This is a genomic window from Pseudomonas sp. 43NM1, assembly GCF_002836905.1.
In the GTDB taxonomy this organism is placed as follows: domain Bacteria; phylum Pseudomonadota; class Gammaproteobacteria; order Pseudomonadales; family Pseudomonadaceae; genus Aquipseudomonas; species Aquipseudomonas prosekii.
Genome location: NZ_MKGS01000185.1, coordinates 1 through 23,573, shown reverse-complemented (window position 1 = coordinate 23,573; position 23,573 = coordinate 1). Strand labels below are relative to the sequence as shown.

The 23,573-nt window shown below is 59.1% G+C and carries 22 protein-coding genes and 2 pseudogenes; 12 read left to right on the top strand and 12 right to left on the bottom strand.

All coding sequences use genetic code 11. From position 1 onward, the window contains the following. The first annotated feature begins 119 nt into the window (after nt 1-119). The 4 genes from BI292_RS24290 (at nt 120) to BI292_RS24275 (ending at nt 2,608) form a co-directional block, all read left to right on the top strand. Nucleotides 120-773: a hydrolase gene (locus BI292_RS24290; protein ID WP_101209477.1), complete on the top strand. Its 654-nt coding sequence runs from the start codon at nt 120-122 to the stop codon at nt 771-773. A gap of 159 nt (nt 774-932) precedes the next feature. Beyond that, on the top strand, nt 933-1,235 hold the full coding sequence (locus BI292_RS24285) for a helix-turn-helix transcriptional regulator (protein ID WP_101209484.1): 303 nt from the start codon (nt 933-935) through the stop codon (nt 1,233-1,235). Nucleotides 1,236-1,297: 62 nt separating this feature from the next. After that, nucleotides 1,298-2,272, top strand: a complete 975-nt coding sequence (locus tag BI292_RS24280; RefSeq protein WP_101209476.1) for a zinc-dependent alcohol dehydrogenase family protein — start codon at nt 1,298-1,300, stop codon at nt 2,270-2,272. 42 nt (nt 2,273-2,314) lie between these two features. After that, a complete protein-coding gene (locus tag BI292_RS24275) occupies nt 2,315-2,608 on the top strand; it encodes an antibiotic biosynthesis monooxygenase (RefSeq protein ID WP_101209475.1) in 294 nt (97 codons plus the stop codon). 160 nt (nt 2,609-2,768) lie between these two features. On the opposite strand, the gene BI292_RS24270 is transcribed toward BI292_RS24275, so the two are convergent. Beyond that, nucleotides 2,769-4,628, bottom strand: coding sequence for an ABC transporter ATP-binding protein (locus tag BI292_RS24270; RefSeq protein ID WP_101209474.1), 1,860 nt, complete (start codon nt 4,626-4,628; stop codon nt 2,769-2,771). Nucleotides 4,629-4,772: 144 nt separating this feature from the next. Here BI292_RS24270 and BI292_RS24265 point away from each other — a divergent pair, with 144 nt between their 5' ends. The 3 genes from BI292_RS24265 to BI292_RS24255 all read left to right on the top strand — a co-directional run bounded on the left by BI292_RS24265 (nt 4,773) and on the right by BI292_RS24255 (nt 6,370). Further along, nucleotides 4,773-5,315 carry an adenylate kinase gene (locus BI292_RS24265; RefSeq protein WP_101209473.1) on the top strand — a complete coding sequence of 181 codons (543 nt, stop codon included), beginning with the start codon at nt 4,773-4,775 and terminating at the stop codon, nt 5,313-5,315. A 78-nt stretch (nt 5,316-5,393) separates the two neighbouring features. Beyond that, complete coding sequence (locus BI292_RS24260; protein WP_101209472.1) at nt 5,394-5,834, top strand: GNAT family N-acetyltransferase; 441 nt, start codon at nt 5,394-5,396, stop codon at nt 5,832-5,834. 167 nt (nt 5,835-6,001) lie between these two features. Next, complete coding sequence (locus BI292_RS24255) at nt 6,002-6,370, top strand: hypothetical protein (RefSeq protein ID WP_092280446.1); 369 nt, start codon at nt 6,002-6,004, stop codon at nt 6,368-6,370. Between the two features lie 87 nt (nt 6,371-6,457). Here BI292_RS24255 and BI292_RS24250 read toward each other — a convergent pair whose 3' ends face one another. Beyond that, nucleotides 6,458-7,345, bottom strand: a complete 888-nt coding sequence (locus BI292_RS24250; protein WP_101209471.1) for an NAD(P)/FAD-dependent oxidoreductase — start codon at nt 7,343-7,345, stop codon at nt 6,458-6,460. A 140-nt stretch (nt 7,346-7,485) separates the two neighbouring features. Here BI292_RS24250 and BI292_RS24245 point away from each other — a divergent pair, with 140 nt between their 5' ends. Beyond that, nucleotides 7,486-7,914, top strand: coding sequence for an Rrf2 family transcriptional regulator (locus BI292_RS24245; protein WP_101209470.1), 429 nt, complete (start codon nt 7,486-7,488; stop codon nt 7,912-7,914). Between the two features lie 65 nt (nt 7,915-7,979). Here the strand turns inward: BI292_RS24245 and BI292_RS24240 are convergent. Next, nucleotides 7,980-8,323, bottom strand: a pseudogene (locus tag BI292_RS24240) (iron-containing alcohol dehydrogenase); the annotation flags it as partial. 868 nt (nt 8,324-9,191) lie between these two features. Between BI292_RS24240 and BI292_RS24235 the strand changes: the two are divergent. Continuing rightward, nucleotides 9,192-10,847, top strand: coding sequence for a methyl-accepting chemotaxis protein (locus BI292_RS24235; RefSeq protein ID WP_101209469.1), 1,656 nt, complete (start codon nt 9,192-9,194; stop codon nt 10,845-10,847). 393 nt (nt 10,848-11,240) lie between these two features. Here the strand turns inward: BI292_RS24235 and BI292_RS24230 are convergent, their stop codons facing one another. Beyond that, nucleotides 11,241-13,142, bottom strand: a complete 1,902-nt coding sequence (locus BI292_RS24230; protein WP_101209468.1) for a potassium transporter Kup — start codon at nt 13,140-13,142, stop codon at nt 11,241-11,243. Between the two features lie 347 nt (nt 13,143-13,489). Between BI292_RS24230 and BI292_RS24225 the strand changes: the two genes are divergently transcribed. Continuing rightward, nucleotides 13,490-13,675 carry a hypothetical protein gene (locus tag BI292_RS24225; protein ID WP_092280466.1) on the top strand — a complete coding sequence of 62 codons (186 nt, stop codon included), beginning with the start codon at nt 13,490-13,492 and terminating at the stop codon, nt 13,673-13,675. Between the two features lie 181 nt (nt 13,676-13,856). Here the strand turns inward: BI292_RS24225 and BI292_RS24220 are convergent, their stop codons facing one another. After that, a complete protein-coding gene (locus BI292_RS24220) occupies nt 13,857-14,030 on the bottom strand; it encodes a DUF2986 domain-containing protein (protein ID WP_092280468.1) in 174 nt (57 codons plus the stop codon). Between the two features lie 167 nt (nt 14,031-14,197). On the opposite strand from BI292_RS24220, the gene BI292_RS24215 reads away from it, so the two are divergent. Continuing rightward, entirely contained in the window at nt 14,198-14,590 is a 393-nt protein-coding gene (locus BI292_RS24215; RefSeq protein ID WP_092280470.1) for a GFA family protein, read from the top strand. Between the two features lie 21 nt (nt 14,591-14,611). Here BI292_RS24215 and BI292_RS24210 read toward each other — a convergent pair whose 3' ends face one another. From BI292_RS24210 to BI292_RS24200, 3 genes are all read right to left on the bottom strand, one after another. Continuing rightward, the gene (locus BI292_RS24210) at nt 14,612-17,014 is read right to left on the bottom strand and encodes a DUF3772 domain-containing protein (RefSeq protein WP_101209467.1); all 2,403 of its coding nucleotides are present in this window, start codon (nt 17,012-17,014) and stop codon (nt 14,612-14,614) included. Nucleotides 17,015-17,086: 72 nt separating this feature from the next. After that, entirely contained in the window at nt 17,087-17,806 is a 720-nt protein-coding gene (locus tag BI292_RS24205; RefSeq protein WP_092280474.1) for a lipopolysaccharide kinase InaA family protein, read from the bottom strand. 282 nt (nt 17,807-18,088) lie between these two features. Further along, nucleotides 18,089-19,504, bottom strand: coding sequence for a cytosine permease (locus tag BI292_RS24200; protein WP_092280476.1), 1,416 nt, complete (start codon nt 19,502-19,504; stop codon nt 18,089-18,091). Nucleotides 19,505-19,807: 303 nt separating this feature from the next. Here BI292_RS24200 and BI292_RS24195 point away from each other — a divergent pair, with 303 nt between their 5' ends. After that, entirely contained in the window at nt 19,808-20,719 is a 912-nt protein-coding gene (locus tag BI292_RS24195; RefSeq protein ID WP_092280478.1) for a LysR family transcriptional regulator, read from the top strand. A 15-nt stretch (nt 20,720-20,734) separates the two neighbouring features. Here BI292_RS24195 and argE read toward each other — a convergent pair whose 3' ends face one another. The 4 genes and pseudogenes from argE to BI292_RS24175 form a co-directional block, all read right to left on the bottom strand. Then, complete coding sequence (argE, locus tag BI292_RS24190; RefSeq protein WP_101209466.1) at nt 20,735-21,886, bottom strand: acetylornithine deacetylase; 1,152 nt, start codon at nt 21,884-21,886, stop codon at nt 20,735-20,737. Next, nucleotides 21,883-22,560 (bottom strand): DUF1028 domain-containing protein, encoded by a 678-nt coding sequence (locus BI292_RS24185; protein ID WP_101209465.1) that lies wholly within the window; start codon nt 22,558-22,560, stop codon nt 21,883-21,885. The genes argE and BI292_RS24185 overlap by 4 nt, the downstream gene beginning before the upstream one ends. 154 nt (nt 22,561-22,714) lie before the next feature. After that, a complete protein-coding gene (locus BI292_RS24180; RefSeq protein ID WP_101209464.1) occupies nt 22,715-23,131 on the bottom strand; it encodes a RidA family protein in 417 nt (138 codons plus the stop codon). A gap of 20 nt (nt 23,132-23,151) precedes the next feature. Then, nucleotides 23,152-23,573: pseudogene (locus tag BI292_RS24175) on the bottom strand (FAD-dependent oxidoreductase); the annotation flags it as partial.

Here is a 23,573-nt window from a genome sequence, read left to right as displayed (position 1 = left end):
CACCAGGCAACACTACCGGATTAAGCAGGGGAACAGCAGAGTGTCGTTCGAAGGCAACGTCGCCGCTGGCGTATGCCGCTCATTACCAATCCGATTCATAACGACAACAGGATGCACTAATGACTTTTCGTAACGGCCTTACTTCGCTTCTTCGTCCTGAAGATTCGGTACTCGTTCTGATCGACCACCAGCCTTTCCAACTGACTAATCTGAACAGCCATGAGCCGCAAATGGTGGTCAACAATGCCACGGCGTTGGCGAAGGCTGCCAAGGCGTTCAACGTGCCCACCATCTTGACCAGCGTGATCGCCGAGCGCGGCGGTTTTATCTTTCCGCAAATTCTCGATGTTTTCCCCGGCCAAGAGGTGATTGATCGGACGCTGATCAATACCTGGGAAGACCAGAAGGTGGTGGACGCGGTAAAAGCGACGGGCCGCAAGCAACTGGTTATTGCGGGACTGTGGACCGAAGTCTGCGTCGCCATGCCGGTCATCCAGGCACTCGGCGAAGGCTGGGATGTAACGGTGATCACTGACGCATCCGGCGCCGTTTCCGTTGAGGCTCATCAAGTGGCGATCCAACGCATGATTGCGGCGGGCGCGAACATGATGACTTGGCTCGCTCTCGCCGCAGAGTGGCAGCGTGACTGGGCTCGGGAGGAAACGGCCGGTGCGCTGACCGATGTGCTGCTGCAGCATGCTGCCGGTAGCGGTATTGCGTATTTGTGGGAGCAGCAGTTGCTCAACGCGCCAGTGCCGACCAGCGCCGGGTGATCTGAGTTGGGGATGAAGAGTCGGTTGGTTGCTCGCCAAATGCCTCGCGAGTCTTCATCTCCTTTCGCTGAAACTGGACAAGTGCTTGGCCGGAAACCGTCCGTCGTGGAGGAAAAATTTGGTATTGATATATCGATAAATCTCGATATCATCCGGCCCATGGACTTACTCGAAATATTCAAAGCACTCTCAAATCCGGTACGCCTTCAAATCTTGAAAGGCTTGAAGGACCCCGTGAACAACTTCCCTGCGCAGGATGAGGGTGACGTGTTCACGGTGGGTGTCTGCGTCAGCAGTATCCAGGAGGGTATCGGGCTGTCGCAGTCCACGGTGTCGGGTTATCTGGCAACCCTGCAACGCGTGGGCCTGGTTGAAGTCAGGCGCATCGGTCAGTGGACGTACTACAAACGCAATGAAGCAACCATCAGTGCCCTTGCCGAGTTGATCGGGAAAGATCTGTAATTTTTTACCGCATCATATCGAGATATCTCGATATTCCTTTTTGTCGATACGAGGATTTCAAAATGAAAGCGATGCTACTCAAATCATTTGGCGGCCCGGAATCGTTCGAACTCTGCGACGTGCCCAAGCCAGTGCCGGGTGTGGGACAGGTCTTGGTGCGGGTACACGCAACCTCCATCAACCCTTTGGATTTTCAAGTTCGGCGCGGCGATTACGCTGACCTGGTGCCACTGCCGGCGATCACCGGACATGACGTATCAGGCGTTGTCGAAGAAGTCGGGCCGGGGGTGACGGGCTTCGCTCCGGGGGACGAAGTCTGGTACACCCCGCAAATATTCGACGGCCCAGGCAGTTATGCCGAGTATCACGTTGCGGCCGAAAGCATCATCGGCCACAAACCGCCATCGCTGAGCCATCTTGAGGCGGCAAGTCTGACCTTGGTTGGCGGCACTGTTTGGGAAGCACTGACCGTGCGAGCGGCGCTCAGGGTAGGGGAGAGCATTCTGATCCACGGCGGCGCGGGAGGTGTGGGTCATGTAGCGATCCAGGTGGCAAAAGCCATTGGCGCGCGGGTTTTCACGACTGTGCGCGAAGCGAATTTCGAGTTCGCCCGCAGCATGGGTGCTGACGTGGTCATCGACTACAAACAGGAAGATTACGTCGACGCCATCCTGCGCGAAACCGGCGGCCGAGGCGTGGATGTGGTGTTCGACACCATCGGCGGCGACACCTTGTCGCGCAGCCCGGATGCGCTGGCTCAACTGGGCCGCGTGGTCTCGATTGTCGACATTGCGCAGCCGCAAAACCTCGTTCAGACCTGGGGCAAGAACGCCAGTTATCACTTCGTCTTCACCCGACAAAACCGCGGCAAGCTTGATGAACTGAGCACGTTGGTCGCACGCGGTCAGTTGCGGCCACACGTTGGCGCGGTCTATTCGCTGGCCGATATCGGCTTGGCGCATGCCCGGTTGGAAAGTCCCGACAACGGCCTGCAAGGCAAAATCGCGATTGCAGTCGAGCCATCGCTCATTCCCTGAGCGCCTACTTTCAGCCGTCTAAGCCGTATCAGAGGAAACGCCATGATTTACGAAATTGCTCTGCTTCCCGTGCACAAAGAACGTATTGAACAATTCAAAAGTGCCTTCGCCGAGGTCGCGCCGTTGCTCACCCGCGCGAAGGGTTACGGCGGCCATTTGCTCGCGCAAGGAATCGAAACCCCCGAGCATTTCAACCTGATAGTGCGCTGGGCTTCACTTGAAGATCACTCGCCGGGCTTCGAAGCGAGTGACGACCATCAGATGTTTATGCTGGGCCTAGAGGACTATTTCTCTGCAGAACCGCAGGTCCACCATATCGAAGGAGCAGTTTTCTAACTGGATCGATGCTCATCGCCGTGCAGCGCTAAATTGTCAGATAGGCCCGTGAATACTTCACGCTCAGCCGTTGCAACAAATGGCCTACCTGACATCTGGAGCTGCCAGCGGTCAACGAACAGCTGGAGCGCGGCGGGCATCGCTCGCCGCACTCCACCGTTCACACTTGATCCAACGCCTCAACCACACCCTTGTCCTCGCCCAAAAAACCACCGCTCTGATGCTGCCAAAGCCGCGCGTAAACGCCATTCTTCGCCAGTAATTCGCTGTGGGTTCCCTGCTCGATAATGCGCCCGTCATCCATCACGATGAGCCGGTCCATGGCGGCAATCGTCGACAGTCGATGGGCGATGGCGATTACGGTTTTGCCTTGCATCATCTCATCGAGGCTTTCCTGAATCGCGACTTCGACTTCCGAGTCCAGCGCGCTGGTGGCTTCGTCGAGCAGCAGGATCGGGGCGTTTTTTAGCATGACCCGGGCGATTGCCACACGCTGGCGTTGGCCACCCGACAACTTGATGCCGCGCTCACCAACCAAGGTGTCATAGCCGCAATGACCCTGGCGGTCGCTGAGTTGGCTGATGAACTCGTCGGCCTGCGCATTGGCGGCGGCGCTGCGGATTTGTTCGTCGGTCGCGTCGGGTCGGCCGTAGGCAATGTTGTCGCGGATCGAACGGTGCAGCAGGGACGTATCCTGCGTGACCATGCCGATCGAGGCGCGCAGGCTGTCTTGCGTCACTTTTGCGATGTTTTGGCCATCGATGCAAATCTCGCCGCTGTCGACATCGTAGAAACGCAGCAGCAGGTTGATCAGCGTGGATTTACCGGCGCCGGAACGCCCGACCAGGCCGATTTTTTCGCCCGGACGGATGTTCAGGTTGAGGCCGCTGAGCACTTGGCGCTCGCCGTTGTAGTTGAAGCTGACATTGTTGAAAGTCACCGCGCCGCCGGTGGTCTGCAGCGCGCCTGCATCCGGCGCGTCCTGCACTTTGGTGCCGAGGGTCAGCGTCGCCATGCCATCCTGGGCGGTGCCGATGCTTTCGAACAGCGACGTCATTTGCCACATGATCCAGTTCGACATGCCGTTGATCCGCAACGCCATCGCCGTGATCGCCGCCACGGCACCCGCGCCGACCGCGCCGTCATGCCAGAGCCACAACGCATAACCGCCCGCCGACATGATCAACGCCACTACCAGTGCCTGATTGACGATCTCGAACTGGCTGACCAGGCGCATCTGGCGGAAACCGGTTTGCTTGAAATCCTCCATCGCCGCACGCGCGAAATGCGCTTCGCGATTGGAGTGGGAAAACAGTTTCACCGTGGTGATGTTGGTGTAAGCGTCCGAAATTCGCCCGGTCATCATCGACCGTGCGTTGGCCTGCTCCTGGCCGACTTTGCCCAGACGCGGCACGAAATACCACATGGCCAAGCCGAACAACACGAACCAGGCCATGAAGGGCAGGATCAGCTTCAACGCGAAACCGCCAGCCAGCGCGATGATCGCGATGAAATACACGCCGATCCCCGGCAGGATTTCGATCATCGTGAACAGCACATCGCGCACCGCCAGCGCAGTCTGCATGACCTTGGTGGTGACGCGGCCGGAGAATTCATCGGAAAAAAACGAGAGGCTTTGTCGCAGCATCAGCCGGTGGAAATCCCAGCGCAGCCGCAACGGCAAGTTGATCGCCAATACTTGGTGCTGGAGCATCGTGCGCAACGCCACCAGCCCGACGCTGGTCACCATGACAATGCCCATGCCCCACAACACGCGACTTTCCTGCGCCGCCGCTTCACCGCCGGCCTGCCAGGTCGAGAGCAGGTCGACGATCTGTCCCAGAAATGAAAACAGCCACGCTTCGTAAACCGACACACCGGCACTCAGCAGCGCCAGCGCCAGGATGTAACCGCGAGCGCCGCGCGTGCAGGCCCATAGGAACCGGGCCAGGCCAGCGGGTGGCGGTGGCACTTCGTCAGGTGGGAAGGGGTCGAGTCTTCGTTCAAATACACGAAGCATGCTGGTCTCCAAAACGATCAAGTTGCAGGGATTCTGCCACTGATCGGTTGCTTTGAGGGTTTTGCGAAGTTTGAGTGCGGCACTGAGGCGAGGTATGCGATATCTTGCCGACGTCAAAATCGGCTCATATTCATGGAGGAAAAAATGCGGATGTACATCACAGGTGCCTCGTGTGCGGGCGTGACCACGCTGGGGCAAAACCTCGCAACGCTGCTCGGTGTACGGCATGTCGATGTCGATGATTTTTACTGGATGCCGACCAATCCGCCTTTCACCACCAAACGACCTGCCGAAGAGCGCGTGTCGCTAATCCAGCAAAAATTCGCTGACGAAGATTGGGTGCTGAGCGGCTCATGTATGGGCTGGGTAGAGGCGCTGATTGCTCCTGCCGATCTGATTGTGTTTGTCGTGACGCCGACGCCGATTCGCCTTGAACGCCTGGCCGCACGGGAAACGCAGCGCTTCGGCGATCGGATAGCCCCGGGCGGAGACATGCACGAGATACATGTGGCCTTTCGCGAGTGGGCTTCGCAGTACGACGATCCCGATTTTTCAGGACGCAATCGAGCTTGGCACGAGGCTTGGTTATCCCGGCAGAAGGCGCCGGTGTTGCGTGTTGATGGGGTGGAGAGTGCTGAGACGATGGTTGCGGGTGTTGTTGATGTGTTGTCGCGGGTATCGCAGTAGGCCGAAACCGGCATGACTGAAGTTCGCGTCGATACATTCTTTCTGCCAACTGGCTTCTTTTCATTTCACGGATGATCAATGCGACAGATCCAGATTCAACAGATCCTGCATCTTCCGGTGCAAATCGCCGCGCTGGAGAGAGAAGCGGTCGCCGAAGGATTCCGCTTCCTCACTCGCTTGATTGAGGAATGGCATAGCGGAATTAACCGCTTCGATGCGCCGGGTGAGTGCCTGATGGCAGCCTATCAGAGCGATAACCTGATAGGGATTGGTGGCATTACCGTTGACCCCTATGCGCCAACTGAGACCGGCAGGTTGCGCAGGTTGTATGTCGCAGCTTCAGCACGCGGACAGCACGTTGGACAATTGCTGGTAGCCACGCTAGTCGAGCGCGCTAGTCAGCAATTTAATGTGCTACGCCTATCAACCGATACCCCCGAGGGCGACGCATTTTATCTGCGTTGCGGATTTCAACGGTCGAATGAGGACCGTGCTACTCACGTCATGCATCTTGGATGATTCATACAGCGCTGCCACGGCATACCGCTGCTTGGAGAAGGAAGAAGTCGCCCAATTCTCCAGTCATTAATCGAATCAATAACAACCATTAACTCAATGAAGTTCTCATATCAGCACCGCGGCGTAAGATCGGCTCCATTCCAAACCACTCCACGGAGCGCACGATAATGAAACGCCAAACCATCCTCGGCATCGCTTTCTCGATCTTCGCATTGAATGCTTTCGCAGCGACTCCTGCCCAACCTGTGGTCGCTGAAGGCGGCTCGGATCGTCTGATGCAGAACCGTGTTGCCGAAGGTGGCGCTGATCGCCTGCTGGAAAAACGCGCAGTAGCGGATAATTCGGATCGCCTGTTCAGCGACGCGGTCGCCGCGGCTACGCAAACCGATCCACTGTTCAGCGACGCGGTTGCCGCTGCTACGCAAACCGACCCGCTGTTCAGCGATGCCGTCGCAGCGGATGGTTCGGATCGTCTGAAAGGCAATCTGGTTGCCGAAGGTGGCGCAGAACGTCTGCTCGAACGCCGTGCAGTCTGAATGCATGGTTCCAGCGTAAGACTCGACGAAAAGCCCGGCCTCATCAGCCGGGCTTTTTTGCTTTTCGGATGAATGAACGTCGTGGGTTCAGCGAAACATCAGCGATTGATGCGCCGCGCCGCCGGTACGTGCGCCGTCACCCACCGCAATAGCGACGTTGCCCGCACCTATCGCCGCATCTCCGCAGGCAAACACGCCGGTTACGCTGGTTTCGCGCATCGCATCGACCTTGATGAAATCCCCCGTCGGCCCGACCTCAAATTCGCACCCCAATTGCGCCGCCAACGGACTGCTCATGCGCGTCCGAGGCTGGGTGAACAATCCTGCGAATTTCAGCACACGACCGCTGGCGAGAGTCACCTCGGCGTGTTCGCCGCCGATCGACAATACGGGTTCGGTCACTAGCGTCACGCCACGCTTGGCCAGCGCGGCCAACTGCTCGGCATCCGGTTCGAACACTTCGTTGAGCAACAGTGTGGTTGGCCCCCAGTCCGGCAACATCAGCGCGTGATGGATAGCCATTGGCGACGCCGCCAACACGCCAATCTGCCCGCCGTCCAATTCATAGCCGTGGCAATACGGGCAATGAAACACACGCCGCCCCCAGCGCTCCGCCAGCCCGGGAATGTCTGGCAGTTCATCGACCACGCCCGTGGCGAGAATCAAGCGCCGCGCTGCGAATTGTTCGCCGTTTGCGACGGTGATCACGTATCCATCATCGCCGCGCGTTGCCTCGACGGCGGGCTGCGAAAGCCACTCCACGGTTGGATACGCCAGCAATTGCGCGCGAGCCTCGTCGGCTATCGCCCCGGGGTCGCGGCCATCCTGGCCAAGAAATCCGTGGGAGCTGTTGGCGAAGCGGTTGCGGCGTAGACCGGCATCGATGATCAACACCTTCCGCCGCGCCCGGGCCAATTGCAAACCTGCGGAAATGCCGGAATAGCTGCCGCCAACGATGATCACGTCGTAAGTCATGAATCAGTCTCCGTCGATCTTCGACCTGCTCGAAGAAATCTAGACACAACGTAAGTTACATGAAGTTGGCGTGTCAACAGTCTCGTAACTTATGCTGTATCGAGCGATACTCGCCGGCGCACATTCAGGAAACCGCATCGATGAGAAATGACACGCGCCTGTCGCGCATGCTGCACGTGCTGATCCACATGGCGCGCCACGACCAACCGGCCACGTCCGACACCATCGCGCAGATGCTCGGCACCAATCCGGTGGTGGTTCGGCGGACCATGGCACTGCTGAAAAAAGAGGGTTATGTGCGCTCGGAAAAGGGCCACAGGGGGGGGTGGTCGCTGGCGAAACCGCTGGCAGAAATGACCCTGCTGGACATCCACCAGGCGCTGGGCTCGTCCTCGCTGTTCGCCATCGGTTTATCGACCGACCATCCGCAATGCCTGGTCGAACAAGCGGTGAATGCCGCGCTCACCGAAGCGTTTGACGCGGCGCAAGCATTGCTGATTGATCGCTTGGGCAGCGTCACGCTGGAACAGTTGGCGAATGATTTCGAGCGACGATTTCGGGCGCTGTGAAGCGGCTGGAGCTGTCCGCGAAACAGGCCGCCCCAGGGACGGATGCGGTATTCAGATCAATGACGGCCAGCCGTGGTCGGCGCCGCAATCAGAACCTTGCTGCGCGCCGGAACGAAGGATTTACCGGTCGCCAGCAAAGCGGGCAATTCATCAAAACGACCCGATTCCGTGCCGACGATCAACACCTTCGCCGTATCAATTGCACTGCCACCACCGACCCCTATCACCGCGTCACACTCGCCGGCCTCTTGCCAAAATCGCTCGTAAGTACCACGCAACTGGGCAACGTCGGGATTGGGCTGCACATCTTCGATCACATACACCAGCCGCGCGCCCAGCAAGTCCTCAATGCGATCAACCAGCCCCAGCCGAAACGCGTATCAACGGGATTGTGGAATCGGGCAATCATGGCGGGGATACTGCTTCCGCGCGAGTTGTTGGGAGTGGGCCTATGGTCGATTCGGGACGTCTGCTTATCAACACCCTGACCGACGATGAAATGACCGGTCCGGGTTCTTGACTGGGGGCATGGAGTGGGAATGGCTGTCAGCGTCTGCTTTCGGCCAAAAGTAGACATTAACGTCGGAGATAACTTGTGGCTTATAAGCTGGCAAAATCGACCAATCAGACGTTCATGTCGATCAATCCGCTAGTCCCTCTCATGCTCGCCCAGTCGGCATGAATGTCCCGCAAGTGGGGCAGTCAACCCATCGCGCGCTATTTGCATAACACTCTCGCCGCACGTTCGCCAAATCTTCCCCGCCATCTCGCATGGAGATCCGAGAATGAACTCGCCCCCCATAACCGGGAGCCATTTCTCGCAGCAACGCGGCTCGCGATGAATCGGCAGCAGCCCCTAGCGCAGCGAATGCTCACAATTAGCGCGGCCTAGCTCACCCATCCAGGGTACCTATACAGACATAGCGCTACACGTCTTTACAGCGCTCGCAGGATTCTATCGGCCCAAAGATGGCCTTGAGCTGTATCGCCGCAAAACAGTAGTCAGCCCAATAGCACGACCTCTATTTCTCGCGAGTGCCAGAAACCGGACGTTACTGACCGTTCATCGGGCTGAGTGATGTCATGACGACATCACGCCAATATAGCTGTACAAGACTTGTACAGGCATAGACGCTTGTACAAGTTTCAACTAGCCAGGAAATAACGCCGCTGCTCGTTGCCGTCGAACAAAAAAATACCTGCGCAGGATGCGGAGAAGGGCAAATACATACCCTGCAGGTGTCCCTAAATCGCTTCTCCCATTACGCAGGTACATCATGCCATCGCACACTCCTCGGCTCTCTACACGGACCAGCCTCTATGCCGGCTATGCCAGCCTGCTCGCGTTTATGTTGCTGATCGCCGCTATCTCGCTGTATGCCTTGGCTAATAGCAACAAGGACTTTTTTCTCTACGTTAATGGCGTTAATGCAAGCACCCGCCTGGCCAACACACTGAACGACGCCGCCGCCCAGCGCGCGATTGCCCTGCGTAACATTGCCTTGAACAGCAATGTCACCGCGAGAGGACTTCAGCGGGGCGCTATTGCCGCCAATGAACAAATGGTGGCCAGCAGCCTCGCCGCGCTACGCCAAGCAATTGATAGCCAAAATGATGTGTCGCCCAAAGCACGTGAACTACTCTCAACCATCGAGCAGGTCGAGAGCCGCTACAAACCGGTAGCGCAGACCATTGCCGAACACCTGTTCAAGGGTGAAAACGACGAGGCCCTGCGCATGGTCAGCGAGCAGTGCACACCATTACTGGCCGAGCTGACCCAGGCAATTGGCGAATACCTGCGCTACACCAACCAGAAGGCCGACCTGCAGGTCAGCGAAAATGAGGCTAACTATCTGTCACAACGCAACCTGCTACTCGCCATTTCTGCGCTGGCCGTCTTGCTAGCAGCGGTACTGGGCTACGTCATCAGCCGCAACCTGCTGCGCGCGCTGGGTGCAGAACCGAGTGAACTCAACCAGCTCGCCCAACGAGTTGCCCAAGGCGATTTGCGTGCTAGCGAGCGCACGATTGAACCACCACAAGCCAGCATAATGGCCGCCCTGCTGAGCATGCAGGAGAACCTGTGGGACATGACCAAGGGCATAAACCTCTCCTCACAGACTGTGGCCGAATCCAGCCAGGAGCTTAGCCAATCGAGCATGAGAAATGCCGAAAGCGTGGCCATGGCACAGTGCGAGGTCGAGCAGATCGTCACCGCCGTTCACCAAATGGCCGCCACCGTGCAAGATGTCGCGCGCAATGCCGAATCCGCCGCCAGTGCCGCGAGCGAGGCCGATAGCGCGGCCCTGTACAGCCAGCAAAAGGCCAAAGATGCCGTCAACATGATCGGCGAGCTGGCCGAGACAATCGAACAGTCCAACATGGCCATGGGCCGGCTGAAGAATGAAACCGGCAATATCGGCGGCGTGCTTGAAGTGATCAAGTCGGTGGCCGACCAGACCAACCTGCTGGCCCTCAATGCAGCCATCGAAGCTGCCCGTGCTGGCGAGGCCGGACGCGGCTTTGCGGTGGTAGCCGACGAGGTGCGCAGTCTTGCACAGCGCACCCAGAAGGCCACCTCCGAAATTGAGGGGCTGATCGCCAGTCTGCAGAAAATTGCCGACGAGACCTCGGAGCATATGCAACGCTGCAAGCACTCCAGTGCGCAGTCGGTGTCCGGCGTTTCCGAGGCCGGTGACGCGGTAAGCACGATCGTAGCCATGATCGAGCGGATCAACGGCATGAACCACCAAATCGCTGCTGCCGCCGAGCAGCAGAGTACCGTTGCCGAGCAGATCAGCCGGGGCATCGTGACCGTCAGCGAAAGCGCCGAGCAATCCGCTGCAGCCTTCCGCAGCGCTCAGCAGGAAAGCGAAGGACTGGCACGCACCAGCGTGACATTGCGAGAGAACATCTCGCGCTTTCAGCTCTAGGGTCTGTTGCCGTTTCATCGCGAGCCGCGTTGCTGCGAGAAATGGCCCTTGGTTAGGCGCGGGCCGCAGGTAATGGTCCGAGTCCTGCAACAACAGCGGGGGCCATTTCCCTCGCAACCCTGCGGACCGGGCCTGTTTTTGCGCGATGCGGGGTTACTCGATGGCTCATTTGGCCTATAGAGCGGGAGATGTTCGTGGTCTGCCCCAAGAAAAAAGGGGACAGATTTTTGGTCTGCCCCCAATTTTGCAATTCTTGCCATCTTTGCGCGTTTGCTTTTGGCCGGAAGCCACCGGGCACGAACGGCAGCAATCGGCCAAAAGCAGTCATTCACGACGCACGGATATTCTGCCGAATACAACAAGCCCGCCAATGCGGGCTTGCTTGGTGGTTTTTTACATCTCGACCTGCGTACCCAGCTCTATCACCCGATTCAACGGCAACTTGAAGTATTTCAGGTTGCTATTGGCATTCTTCAGCAGAAACGCGAACAGGCCCTCTCGCCAGCGCGCCATACCAATACGCTTGGTTGGGATCACCGTCTCCCGGCTGAGGAAGTAAGTCGTGCGCATCGCGCTGAAATCCAACTCATTCAAATGACAAAGACTTAAGGCCATGGGTACATCGGGCTCCTCCATGAAACCGAAGTGGAGACTGACCCGAAAGAACCCTTCGCCATACGCTTCAACCTCAAAACGTCGGTCGGCTGTGACCCGAGGACTGTCTTCGGACACTACAGTGAGCAATACCACTTGCTCGTGCAGCACTTGGTTGTGCAGCAGATTGTGCAGTAGAGCATGAGGAACAGCATCGGCCCTGGCCGTCAGAAAAACCGCAGTTCCCTGCACCCGATGCGGCGGTTGTGAACGGATACTGCTGATAAACATCGGCAGAGGCAGCGCGGTCTCATCCAACCGCTCGACGATGATCTTTCGCCCCCTTTTCCAAGTGGTCATCAAAACAAACAGGCCAATACCGGCGATCACCGGAAACGCACCGCCCTGGAAAATCTTCGGCGCATTGGCGGCGAAGTACAGGCTGTCTACCAGTAGAAAACCGAACAGCATCGGAATGGCCAGCCAGCGGGGCGTTTTCCAGAGGAGCAGGACAACCGCCGAAGACAGAATGGTGGTGATCAACATGGTGCCCGTCACAGCGACCCCATAGGCAGCGGCCAAGGCACTGGACGACTCGAAGCCGATCACCAGCAGAACAACACCGACCATCAACGCCCAGTTAACCGTACCGATATAAATCTGCCCCTGTTCCTGGCTGGAGGTGTGCTGGATGAACATCCGAGGGACGTAACCAAGCTGGATTGCCTGGCGCGTCAGGGAGAAAGCACCAGAGATTACTGCTTGAGAAGCGATGATGGTCGCAAGTGTGGACAGTGCGACCATCGGCAGCAATGCCCAGCTCGGCGCGAGCAGATAGAACGGATTGCGCACCGCCTCCGGGTTCTCCAGGATGAGGGCACCTTGTCCAAAATAATTGAGCACCAGCCCCGGCAACACAAGAATGAACCAGGCACGGGAAATCGGTTTGCGACCAAAGTGGCCCATGTCCGCATACAGCGCTTCAGCACCGGTCAATGCCAACACGACGGCACCCAAAATTGCTACACCCATTCCCGGATGAACGACGAAGAACTGCACTGCCCAAGCAGGGTTAAGCGCTTGCAGCACTTCGGGCCGCTGCAAAATGCCGTAGATTCCGAGCACGCCCAACACCACGAACCACAGCACCATAACCGGGCCAAACAGGGTGCCGATTCGAGCCGTGCCATGTTTCTGTATCAGGAACAGCGCCACCAGCACGATCACTGACAAGGGCACCACCCAGTGCTCTATTCCGTCAAACGCTAGCTGTAACCCCTCAACTGCCGATAGCACCGAAATAGCTGGGGTGATCATGCTGTCCCCGTAAAAAAGTGCCGCGCCGAACAGGCCGAGCAGAACCAGTACCTTGCTCATGTGCGGATAGGGTGCTGCGGCGCGGCGGGCTAACGCCGTCAACGCCATGATGCCGCCTTCACCCTGATTGTTGGCACGCAGAATAAACAGCACGTATTTGATCGAGACGACCCAAATCAGTGACCAAAAGATCAACGACAGAATGCCTAGCACTCCGTCGTGATTTACCTGGACTCCATAGTGGCCGGAAAATACTTCTTTCAGTGTGTAAAGGGGGCTGGTGCCAATATCCCCGTAAACCACGCCGACAGCGGCGACAAGCAAGCCCACTCCTGACGTTTTGGATTGGGAATCTGCATGGGTACTGGTCACTGTTTCGCTCAAGGGTCGCGTCTCTCAAATTACGGTGGAGAAAGTGCACGCCATCCTTGGGCAATACGATTTGCTGGGGCCATAAAAAATGCTTGGCACATGGACCATCTAAAAAATCGCGGCCAGTATCGTTGCGGGTAAAAACACCTACTGTAAAAAAACCGTAAAAATTTGGATGAGTGATGTCACATTTCACAAGTGATTCAAACGTCTGTATTGGTCGGAACCGCGTCTTGCCCCTTTGTCCTGACGTCATGAGTTTATGCAATGGATCGATTACAGCTCTTCGCAACAGGCAGAAATCGGCCAGAAGCTGACGTTCTGATGTCTCATGGAAAACCGGCAAGGAGAAAGGGCCAATGGACTTCATTATCGATTTGATAGCTCATCGAATTGGCGTGTTTGTGTTGGGCTTGCTGAGTGGCGGACGTTTCAAGGGAGAGAGTGGTTTTGCCTGGGGCTGGGCAGTTGTCGTCGGAGGCCTGATTCTGCTATCTCCATTCGCAGCATTCATAGCTGTGCTCATCTATACCAGTGGCCCGTGAATTGATGTCTGAAATGGTTCAGAAGCTGCATTTCTGGAACGGTAGCTCTTGGCCGAACGCTGCCCGCCGCGAAAACATTTCAGTACATGCCTTACGGCTCCCAATAGTTCGGCCTGCGCGATTGCAACGGCTACTACTTGGCACTCACCCAAATATCAGCAGGCAATAACCGCCTCAGCACTCAACCTTCATCAGAACCAGAAACCCCAGCCCCCTGGTTCGCCTCAGCCTCAGCTTCCAACTTCGCCCGATCCGCCTTACTCACGTATTTATCTTTGTTCACCGGCGCCAATTTGGAGCTGGCCTTCTTCGCGTGAGCCTTCAACAGTTGCTGAATTTTCTTTCGACGGTTCATGATTTCCACCCAAGCTTGTAATTGCGCGAATGATATCAGCTCGACTCACAGCAGCAGATCCCCCCATTCGCCGCACGCGCAGCCAACCCCAGCCAACCCCCAGCCAACTCCAGCCAACCACTGCTACTTTTAATCATTCCTCAACGGCTGATCAAAAGGAGCCCGGCATGGACCGATTTACCGGTGGTTGCCTCTGCGGCGATGTGCGATTCGAGGCGACGGGCCGCCCGTATCGAGTCGGCCTCTGCCATTGTCTGGACTGCCGCAAGTACCACGGCGCGCTGTTTCATGCGTCGGCGATTTTTCCGCAGGAGGCGGTGACGATTGAGGGTGAAACGCGGGATTACGCCGGACGGTGTTTCTGTCCGCGTTGCGGCTCGTCGGTGTTCAATCGCAGCGGTGACGAAGTCGAAGTGAACCTCGGTGCGCTGGATGCGCCGGATCAGTTGCAGCCCACTTACGAAAGTTGGACGGTGCGCCGCGAGTCGTGGCTGCCGGCGTTTGCGCTCGGCAGGCATTACGTGGGCGACCGTGAAGGGCGAGGGCGCTCGGAGGATTGAGTCGAGCGCCCGTTGCGCGGATTACTCGACCACGGGTGGGGTTTTTTCGACGCCTTCGCTGATCAGCATCATGCTTTGCGGCGACGACAGGGCGATGCCCATGTCGCGCAGTCGGCTGAGGACGGTGAACAGCAGGTCGCTGCGGGTGCCGCCAACGGTGCGCGGGCTGTTGACGTAGCCGCTGACGCTGATGACCAGCCCGGCGGTGGTCAGGTCTTTGAAAGTTACCGAGGGTGCGGGGTTGTCCAGCACGGCTTCGTGTTCGGTGAAAGCGTCCATCAGCAATTCACGAATCTTCAGCACGTCAGTTTCCAGCGGCAAGGTCAGGGTGATGCCGACCACGCCCAGCGCGTTGCCCATCGTCACGTTGCGCACGTTTTGCGTGATGAATTGCGAGTTCGGCACGATCACCGTCGAGCGGTCGGCCATTTGGATTTCGGTAGCGCGCACGTTGATCCGGCGGATGTCGCCCTCGACGCCTGCCAGGCTGACCCAATCGCCGACTTTGACCGGGCGTTCGGTGAGCAGGATCAGGCCGGAGATGAAGTTCTGCACGATGGCTTGCAGGCCAAAACCGATACCGACCGACAGCGCACTGACCACCCAGGTCAGGTTGGTCAGGCTGATGCGCAGGGTCGACAGCACGACCATCACCACCAGCACCACGCCGATGTAACCGACCAGCGTCACCAGCGAGGCGCGCATGCCGGCGTCCATGTTGGTTTCTGGAAGCAGCTTGTCGCCCAGCCATTCCTTGAGTGCGCGGATGCCGAGCAGACCGGCGACCAGCAGAATCAGCGCGAGCAGAATGTCGCCGGGAACGATGTTCAGGTTACCCAGCGGTTTGTTGCGCAGATCCATCCGGGTGAAGCTTTCGAGCAATTCGCCGGGGCTGGAACCGGACGGCAGGAAGGCGAGTAAAACTGCGGTGAACAACAGCAACGTGCGGCCGATCCCCGCCAATACCGTGCTTGCCTGCGCCTGGTGGCGCGGCGACAAACCGAGTGCTGCGCCGAGCGCCAGACCGCCGGGCTGCTTGGGTGAAAGCAGGGTTTCGCAGAGGTCACCGAAGCAGGCGATCAGCAGATAAGCCGTGGCTGACACCACGCTGATCCACAGCAGTTTCACCGTCAGGAAATACGCCAGCGTCAGGTAACCGGCGAGCAACGCCAGCAGGCTGAAGCCAACCCACACCGCGACGACAAACGGGATCAGCCCGGCAAAACCGGCGAGGCGTTCCAGCTCAAATTTGCGCCGGGTGCGGCGATAGCGCAGCAGGGCGAAGAAAAACACCAGCGACACGGCCAGCGCGGTCAGGCCGTTGACCGCTACGGTCAGCGCCAGGCTGCTGGCGATCACACTGTTGATCCGTTCCTGGGTGCCGATGAGCATCAGCGCCAGCGCCAGCACCACAGGGAATTGGCCCATGGCGGTAGCGATCTGGTCAGGAATCTGCGGCAAGCGCCAGGACGGGTGCGAGAGCATCAACAACGCGCGGCCGAGGCCAACGATGAAGGCGCAGAAAATGATCAGCGTCTGCAACTGGTTGAGCAGGTTGAGAACATCGGCGGACGGCGCGGCGTTGCTGGTGATGCCCCAGATCAGCAGCGCGGTCGCGGCGCCGATGGTCAGGATGGTCGCCAGCCCGACGGCGAGTGCCAATGCGCTGCGGCGCAGCCGACCTTCAGGCAACCAGCGGATCATCAAGCGGATCAGCAACGATTCGAGCAAGCGTCGGCCGACCACCCAAATCAACAGCGCGCCGAGCACCACGGCGATGAATTGCAGGCGATTGCCGGGTGCCATGGCGGTGGTGAAAACGTTTTTGACGTCTTTGAGCAGGCCTTGCAGACGCCCCAGATCGTCGTCGGTCGGGCGAATGATGCTCGACCAGAATTCGGTGCTCAGCGGGCTCGCCGAGCGTGTACTGATTTGCGAGTCGAAGAGGCTGCGGCGCAAGCTGAAGATCTGCGTAGCCAGGTCACGGGCCGATTGGCTCAAGCCGCTGGTCTGCTTTTGGTCACTGATCAGGCGGTTCTTTTGTGCGGTCAGCGCTTTGCGTTGACTGCTGATGGTCGGCGCTTCGTCGCGTTCAACCGGGCCGAGAATGTTGATCTGCTCGTCGAGGTGCTCAATGTCGGTGGTTTGCTGCGAGGTCAGGCTGTCAGCCTGCTTTTGCACCTGCAACGCAGCCTGGCGCAGACTCGACAGCAAGTCGTCGTTGGCGCTGACCGAGACTTTCTGACGGATCAGGTCGAGCTGATTGTTCAGGTCGTCCAGGCTCGCGGTTTCCGTCAGCTCCGGCAGGCTGCGCGAATTGCTTTGCTGCGCGGGGTCGGGCTGAGCGAAGGCCGGCAACGTCACGCAGAGCAGCAACAGGGCGAACAGGCCCGTTATAAAGCGGTTCGGCGTGACGTGCTGCATTGTCTTTCCCTCGTTTGCATTGAGCGTTCCGGTGCACATTGGCAGGTCCGCGAACCTTTGGAGCGGCAAATCTTAGCTTAATGCCCGGCGTCGCGGTTGCACGTTTGCGTGGACGTCGCTGCCGAGGGGCTGGCCGAGAATCTTTTCATAGCAGGCGAGGAACGTTCGCCACTCCGCCACGCTCCAGTACGAATGCCGGCGCAGTTGCGGAATATCGTGACGGGCGGCGCTCAGAGTGGTGGCGCGGCCGTGGGATTTCTCCAGATCGAGCAACGCCAGTTCCACCTCGATACCTGCAGCGGTGTTCCGTTCCTTGATGAAAACATGTTTGGAACGCATGCAGCCGTGCTGCCAGCGGCCCAAATGCATTCTGGCCAGCAGGGTCGCCAGACGTTCGAGCAATTGCAGGTGTTCGTGTTCGCTCAAACGGGCTTGCCCGCCATTGTCGTACCAGGTGTCGAGGTCCTGAAAACCGTTCAAGTCCTTGGTCACCAACAGGCCCTGCCAAACGCCGTCGACCTTCTTGGCGCTGTAGAAAATCGGCTGGGGCGCGGGCACGCCGAGTTCCTGCAGTTTGGACAAGGCCTTGCCTTCGCGCAGCACGGTCGGGCGGCCGAACGGGTATTTGAGGCTGCGAAACAGGTGGCCGGTCTGGCGTTTGACGTAAACAGTGGTGCCGTCATGCGTGACGCGCTGCACGCCGCTGGTGCCACTTCGGCGCACGTTGGGCTCTTCTACCCACGGGCCGGAGGTGTTCCACCAATAGTTGAAATCCTGATCAGTCTGGCGCATCGCGCACTCCTGTTTGCGAAACAAAAAAATTTTCCAAAACATTGCCATCGACGACCGATTGCTTCAATCGTCTGTACGAAAGTCTTGATACAGGGATCACTGACTGATGAAAAATGCGGACGTTCAAGTTTGATCATCGGTGCGGGTTGCAGGTTGCTACGCGAATGCCCAGCCTTAAAACGACTCGGCAGTCACTTGCGTGCAGGCATCTCTCGCACCGCACCCTGAAACGAGAAAAACCCGCAGCATGTGCGGGTTTTTCAGGTTGGAAACAGTGACGAATTACATGCCGCTCGCCAGTTTGCCGGTGGACAAGCGACGTTTGTACGCCGTGTCGCGGTTCGCCAGCCAGAAATACAGCGGCGACGTCACTAACAGGCCGACCAGCCACGACAGGTCGGCGCCATTGATGTGTTCGGAAATCGGCCCGACGTACAGCGGGGTGTTCATGAACGGGATTTGCACGATGATGCCGATCGCATAGGCCAGCAGCGCCTGCGGGTTGTAGCGACCATAAATGCCGCCATCGACGTGGAAGATCGAGTCGATGTCGTACTGACCTTTATGGATCGCATAGAAGTCGATCAGGTTGATCGCGGTCCACGGCACCAACACCACCAGCAGCACCAACACCATGTCGACGAAGTGGCCGATGAAATCCGCCGAAGCGCCGACCGCCGCGAAGCAGCAGCCGCCGAGAACAATCACAGAGATCACGGCGCGGCTCTTGGCGGTCGGGATCCAGCGATAGGCGAAGGTTTGCACCAGGGTGATCAGCGACAGCACCGCGCCGTAGAGGTTGAGGGCGTTGTGGCTGATGACGCTGAGCAGGAACAACACCAGCATCAACGGGCCGATGGAGCCGGTGGCGAGTTTGACCGCGTCCATGGTGTCCATGCCGATTGGCGTCGCCAACACGGCAACGGCGCCGAAGATGAACGACAGACTTGAACCGAGCACGGTGCCCAGATAGGTGGTCCAGAACGTTGAGGCGACCGGCACGTCCGCCGGCAGGTAACGCGAATAGTCGGAGACGTAAGGGGCGAAAGCGATTTGCCAAAGCGCTGCCAGCGACACCGTGGCCAGCCAACCGGAGATGTTGAAACTGCCGCGGGTGAGGAAGTCGGCGGTCTGCACGTGGGTAAAGATGTAGCCGAAACCGAGCACGATGCCGGCACCGAGCACCCAGGTGCCGATGCGGTTGAGCACGTGAATGAAGCGATAGCCGATGATGCCGATGATCCCCGAACCGAGCGCGCCGATAACGATGCCGACCGGCACTGGCACGCTGTCGACCACGCCGTGCAGCGACTTGCCGGCGAGGACGATGTTGGAGGCGAAGAAACCGATGTACATGATGCCGGCGATCAGCACTACCAACAGCGCACCGAGCGAGCCGAACTGGGCGCGGCTCTGGATCATCTGCGGGATGCCCATTTGCGGGCCTTGCGCCGAGTGCAGCGCCATCAGCACGCCGCCGACCAGATGCCCGACCAGAATCGCGACAATGCCCCACACCAGGTTCAGGTGAAACAGTTGCACGCCGAGGGCGCCGGTGACGATGGGTAGCGGCGCGATGTTGCCGCCGAACCAGAGCGTGAACAAATCCCGGACCTTTCCATGGCGATCTTCCGGTGGCACGTAGCCAATCGTGTGTTTCTCGATAAGCGGGGCGGAGGTTGTTGCAGTGGTGACCATGGCGAACTCCAAGGCAAAGTGAGTACGTGGACGTACTTCGGTGAGCGCCGCGTGAACGACGCTTTTCTTGTTGGAGTGATCATGTGCAAAGCACCGGCATAGATAAATTAGTAAGTTTGTTGCTTCAAACCTTAAAAAATATATGCCCCGGGTTTTCCCTGCTCCGGTATGTTCCGGGTGTGGTGTTCTCGCGGTTCAACCAGCCAGCGCTGCCTCTTGTGGGAGCAAGGCTTGCTCCTGCAGATATTCCAGGACAGGTGTGTGCAGGGCAGGTGTTTGGGGTGTTTTTTTCAGGAGGTCTGCATGGCCGCTTATAACTTGCGACAGTTGCGCTATTTCGTCACCACCGCCGAGTGCGGCAGCGTGGCGGAGGCTTCGCGCAAGCTCTACATCGCCCAGCCGTCGGTGTCGACGGCCATCAAACACCTGGAAGAAAGCTTCGGCGTGCAGCTGTTTATCCGCCACCACGCCCAGGGCGTTTCGCTGACGCCGAGCGGCTCGCGCTTCTACCGCAAGGCGCTGGAACTGCTGCGGGTCGCCCACGAATTCGAGCAAAACGCGCTGGCGGACAACGACGTGGTCGCCGGGCAAATCGATATCGGCTGCTTCGAAACCGTCGCGCCGCTGTACCTGCCGCGTTTGATCGCCGGTTTCAAGGAGCGCTGGCCGGGCGTGGAAATCCGCATTCGCGACGGCGAGCAACAGGAACTGGTCCAGGCCCTGACCGCCGGCAGCATCGACCTCGCAATGCTCTTCGAACACGACCTCGACAGCACCATCGAAACCGTCGCGCTGATGCCGCCGCAGCAGCCTTACGCGTTGCTCCCGGCTGACCATCGCTTCGCCCAGCAAGCTAAAGTGTCGCTCGATGATCTGGTGCTGGAACCGATGATTCTGCTTGACGTAGTGCCGAGCCGGACCTACTTCGTGAGCATTTTCGAAGAACGCGGTTTAACCCCGCACATCGTCTTCAGCTCACCGTCTATCGAGATGGTGCGCGGTATGGTCGGGCGCGGTTTTGGCTTCTCGATCCTCGTGACCAAACCGTTTTCGCCATACACCTACGACGGGCAGAAAGTCGTGTGCGTGCCGCTGGCCGAAACCGTGACCGGCTCCGGCTTGTCAGCGGCGTGGTTGAGGAGGGCGCAACTGACCAAACCGGTGCAGTTGTTCGTCGATTATTGCCAGGAAGAACTGGCCCGACTGTATACCTGAGACGCTGGCCGGACCTCAGGCGCTGATCGACAGCAGCAGCCGCTGCAGCATTGCATCGCAACCGTGCAACTGCGCGAGGCTGACAAATTCGTCCGGTTTGTGCCCCTGCTCCATGCTGCCCGGCCCGCACACCACCGTGGGAATCCCCGCCGCATCAAACAAGCCGCCTTCAGTGCCAAACGCCACGGTGCCGAACTCCCGCGAACCGGAAAACGCCGCGATCAGTTCCGCCGCTTCACTGCGCGCGTCGGTAGCCAGACCGGGATACGCCGACAACTCGCTGAAACGGATAGCGCTCTGCTCACTGACCGCGCGCATGCGTGGCAACACGTGTTGCTCGGCGTAGCTTTGCAGCGCCTGCGCAACTTCGCTCGGATCATGCGAGGGCAGGGCGCGGATCTCGAAATCGAAACGGCAATCGGCGGGAACGATGTTCAGCGCCTTGCCGCCAGATATGACCCCGGTTTGCACGGTGCTGAACGGTGGATCAAAACGCGCGTCGTGATGCTCCGGGGCTTTCAGGCGCTGACCGATTCGCCCGAGTTCGCCGATCAGCTCGGCAGCGTATTCAATCGCGTTCACGCCTAGCGGCGCGTAGGCCGAATGGCAGGCTTCGCCGTGAATGTCGCAGCGCATCGCCAGTTTGCCCTTGTGCCCGAGCACCGGTTTCAGCTCGGTCGGCTCGCCGATGATGCACAACATCGGTTTGACCGGGCGCTGCTCCAAGGCTTTCAACAAAGAGCGCACGCCGAGGCAGCCGACTTCTTCATCGTAGGACAGCGCAATGTGCACCGGCCGTTTCAGCGTCGCCTCCACCAGCGCCGGAACCAGCGCCAAAACGCAAGCGATGTAGCCTTTCATGTCGGCGGTGCCGCGCCCGTAAAGCTTGCCATCGCGCTCGCTCAATTCGAACGGCGCGACACTCCACGGCTGGCCATCGACCGGCACCACGTCGGTGTGCCCGGACAAAACGATGCCCGGCAGCTGCGCCGGGCCAATGGTCGCGAACAGATTGGCCTTGCTGCGCTCATCGTTGTAGACCAGCTCGCACGGCACGTCGAAACCGGCGAGATAATTGCGGACGAATTCGATCAGTTGCAGATTGGATTCGCGGCTGGTGGTGTCGAACCCCACCAGCGTGGCAAGCAAGTCGCGGCTGTGGCTCATCGCTCGTCTCCGGCGACGCCATAGCCCGGGGATTTGTCCGGGGCGAGGGCGCGGTCGATGTAGTCCTGAACCTGCGGGCGATAGGCGTCCCAGAGTTTCTGCAACTGACCGATCGGGTCTTCATCGGCCCAATCGACGCGCAGATTGATGATCGGCCAGGTCAGCTCGCCGACCACCACCATCGCCGCCGAATGCACCGGCCCGGCTTCACCGCCGGCCGCAATCGCAGCGTGCATCGCCGCGAGCAAACGGTCGGCGAGCTGCCCTTCGCCATGCTCGAACGCCTCGACCATCGCCTCGATTACCGAACGCTCGGCGAGCATGTTGCCGGCCGCCACGCAGTGTTCGCCAGACACCGCATTGTGCATGCCCAAGGTCTGCGCGCCGCTGAAATGCGCGGTGCGCCCGAGGTGGTCGATTGCGGTGATTTGCCGGTATTGACTGTAGCCGTTGCGTGTCAGCACCTTGTCCAGCGCTTCGGCGGGCGCGAGGCCTTGCTCCATGAGCGCGAGCGTGTCCGGGCCGAGCGACGGCAGGGTTATGTTTTGCGTCGAGACCGCGCCGACCCCCGGCAACAACCACGGGCAACGCGCGCCGACGGCGATGCTGGAAGAACTGATGGCGATGCCGAGTTGGCCGGTGTCGGGGCAGCGAGCGGTGATGGAAAAGGTCATGGTTTTGCTCCTTTTTCAGGCTGGAGAGAGTTCAGGCCTGGCGAGTCGATTTCTGGGCGGGCCTCTTCGCGGGCAAGCCTCGCTCCTACAAGGGAACGCATTACCCCTGTAGGCGGGAGGCTTGCCCGCGAAGGCCGCGACGCGGTTTCGCTGCTTACTCAGGAATCACCGCAATCACATCAATCTCCATCAACCACTGCGGCTGCCCCAGCGCGGACACCACCAGCCCGGTCGAAATCGGAAACACGCCTTTCAGCCACTTGCCGACTTCCTGATAAACCGGCTCGCGGTAGCGCGGGTCGATCAGGTAAGTGGTGGTTTTGACGATGTGGCTAAGGTCGCTGCCAGCCTCTTCCAGCAACTGTTTGACGTTGCGCATCGCCTGCTCGGTTTGCGCGCGCGGGTCGCCGAGGCCGAACAGTTTGCCGTCAAAATCGGTGCCGACCTGGCCCCGGACATACACCGTGTTGCCAGCGCGCACGGCTTGGCACAGGTCGTTATCCAGGCTTTGGTTCGGGTAAGTTTCCTTGGTGTTGAACATGCGAATACGGGTGTGAGTGGGCGTGGACATGTGAAGCTCCTGAAAAAGAATTAAGCGCTGACGGTGGTTTTCGTGGCGGCAGGCAGGCTGTCGGCCTGACGCTCGTCGGCATCGCGGTAGTCCAGGTACGAACGCTGGATGGCGATGTGGTCGGCGACATATTTGGCGTCGTGCCAGACGCCCCAGATAAACGACGAGCCGCGCCGCGACTGCCACGGCAACCCGAGGAAATACACCCCGGCCTCGCTCGACACCCCGCGTTGATGCTGCGGTTTGCCGTTGGCGTCGAACGCGTCAACCTGCAGCCAGCTGTAATCGGTGGCAAAACCGGTGGCCCAGATGATCGACGTCACGCCAGCCTCGACCAGGTCGAGTTGCAGGATCGGCTTGGTCACGCACTCGGGATCGGCAAAGGTAATCCGCGCTTCCGGTTCTTCCGGCAGGTCGAGGCCATTGCGCTCGATGTAAGCGT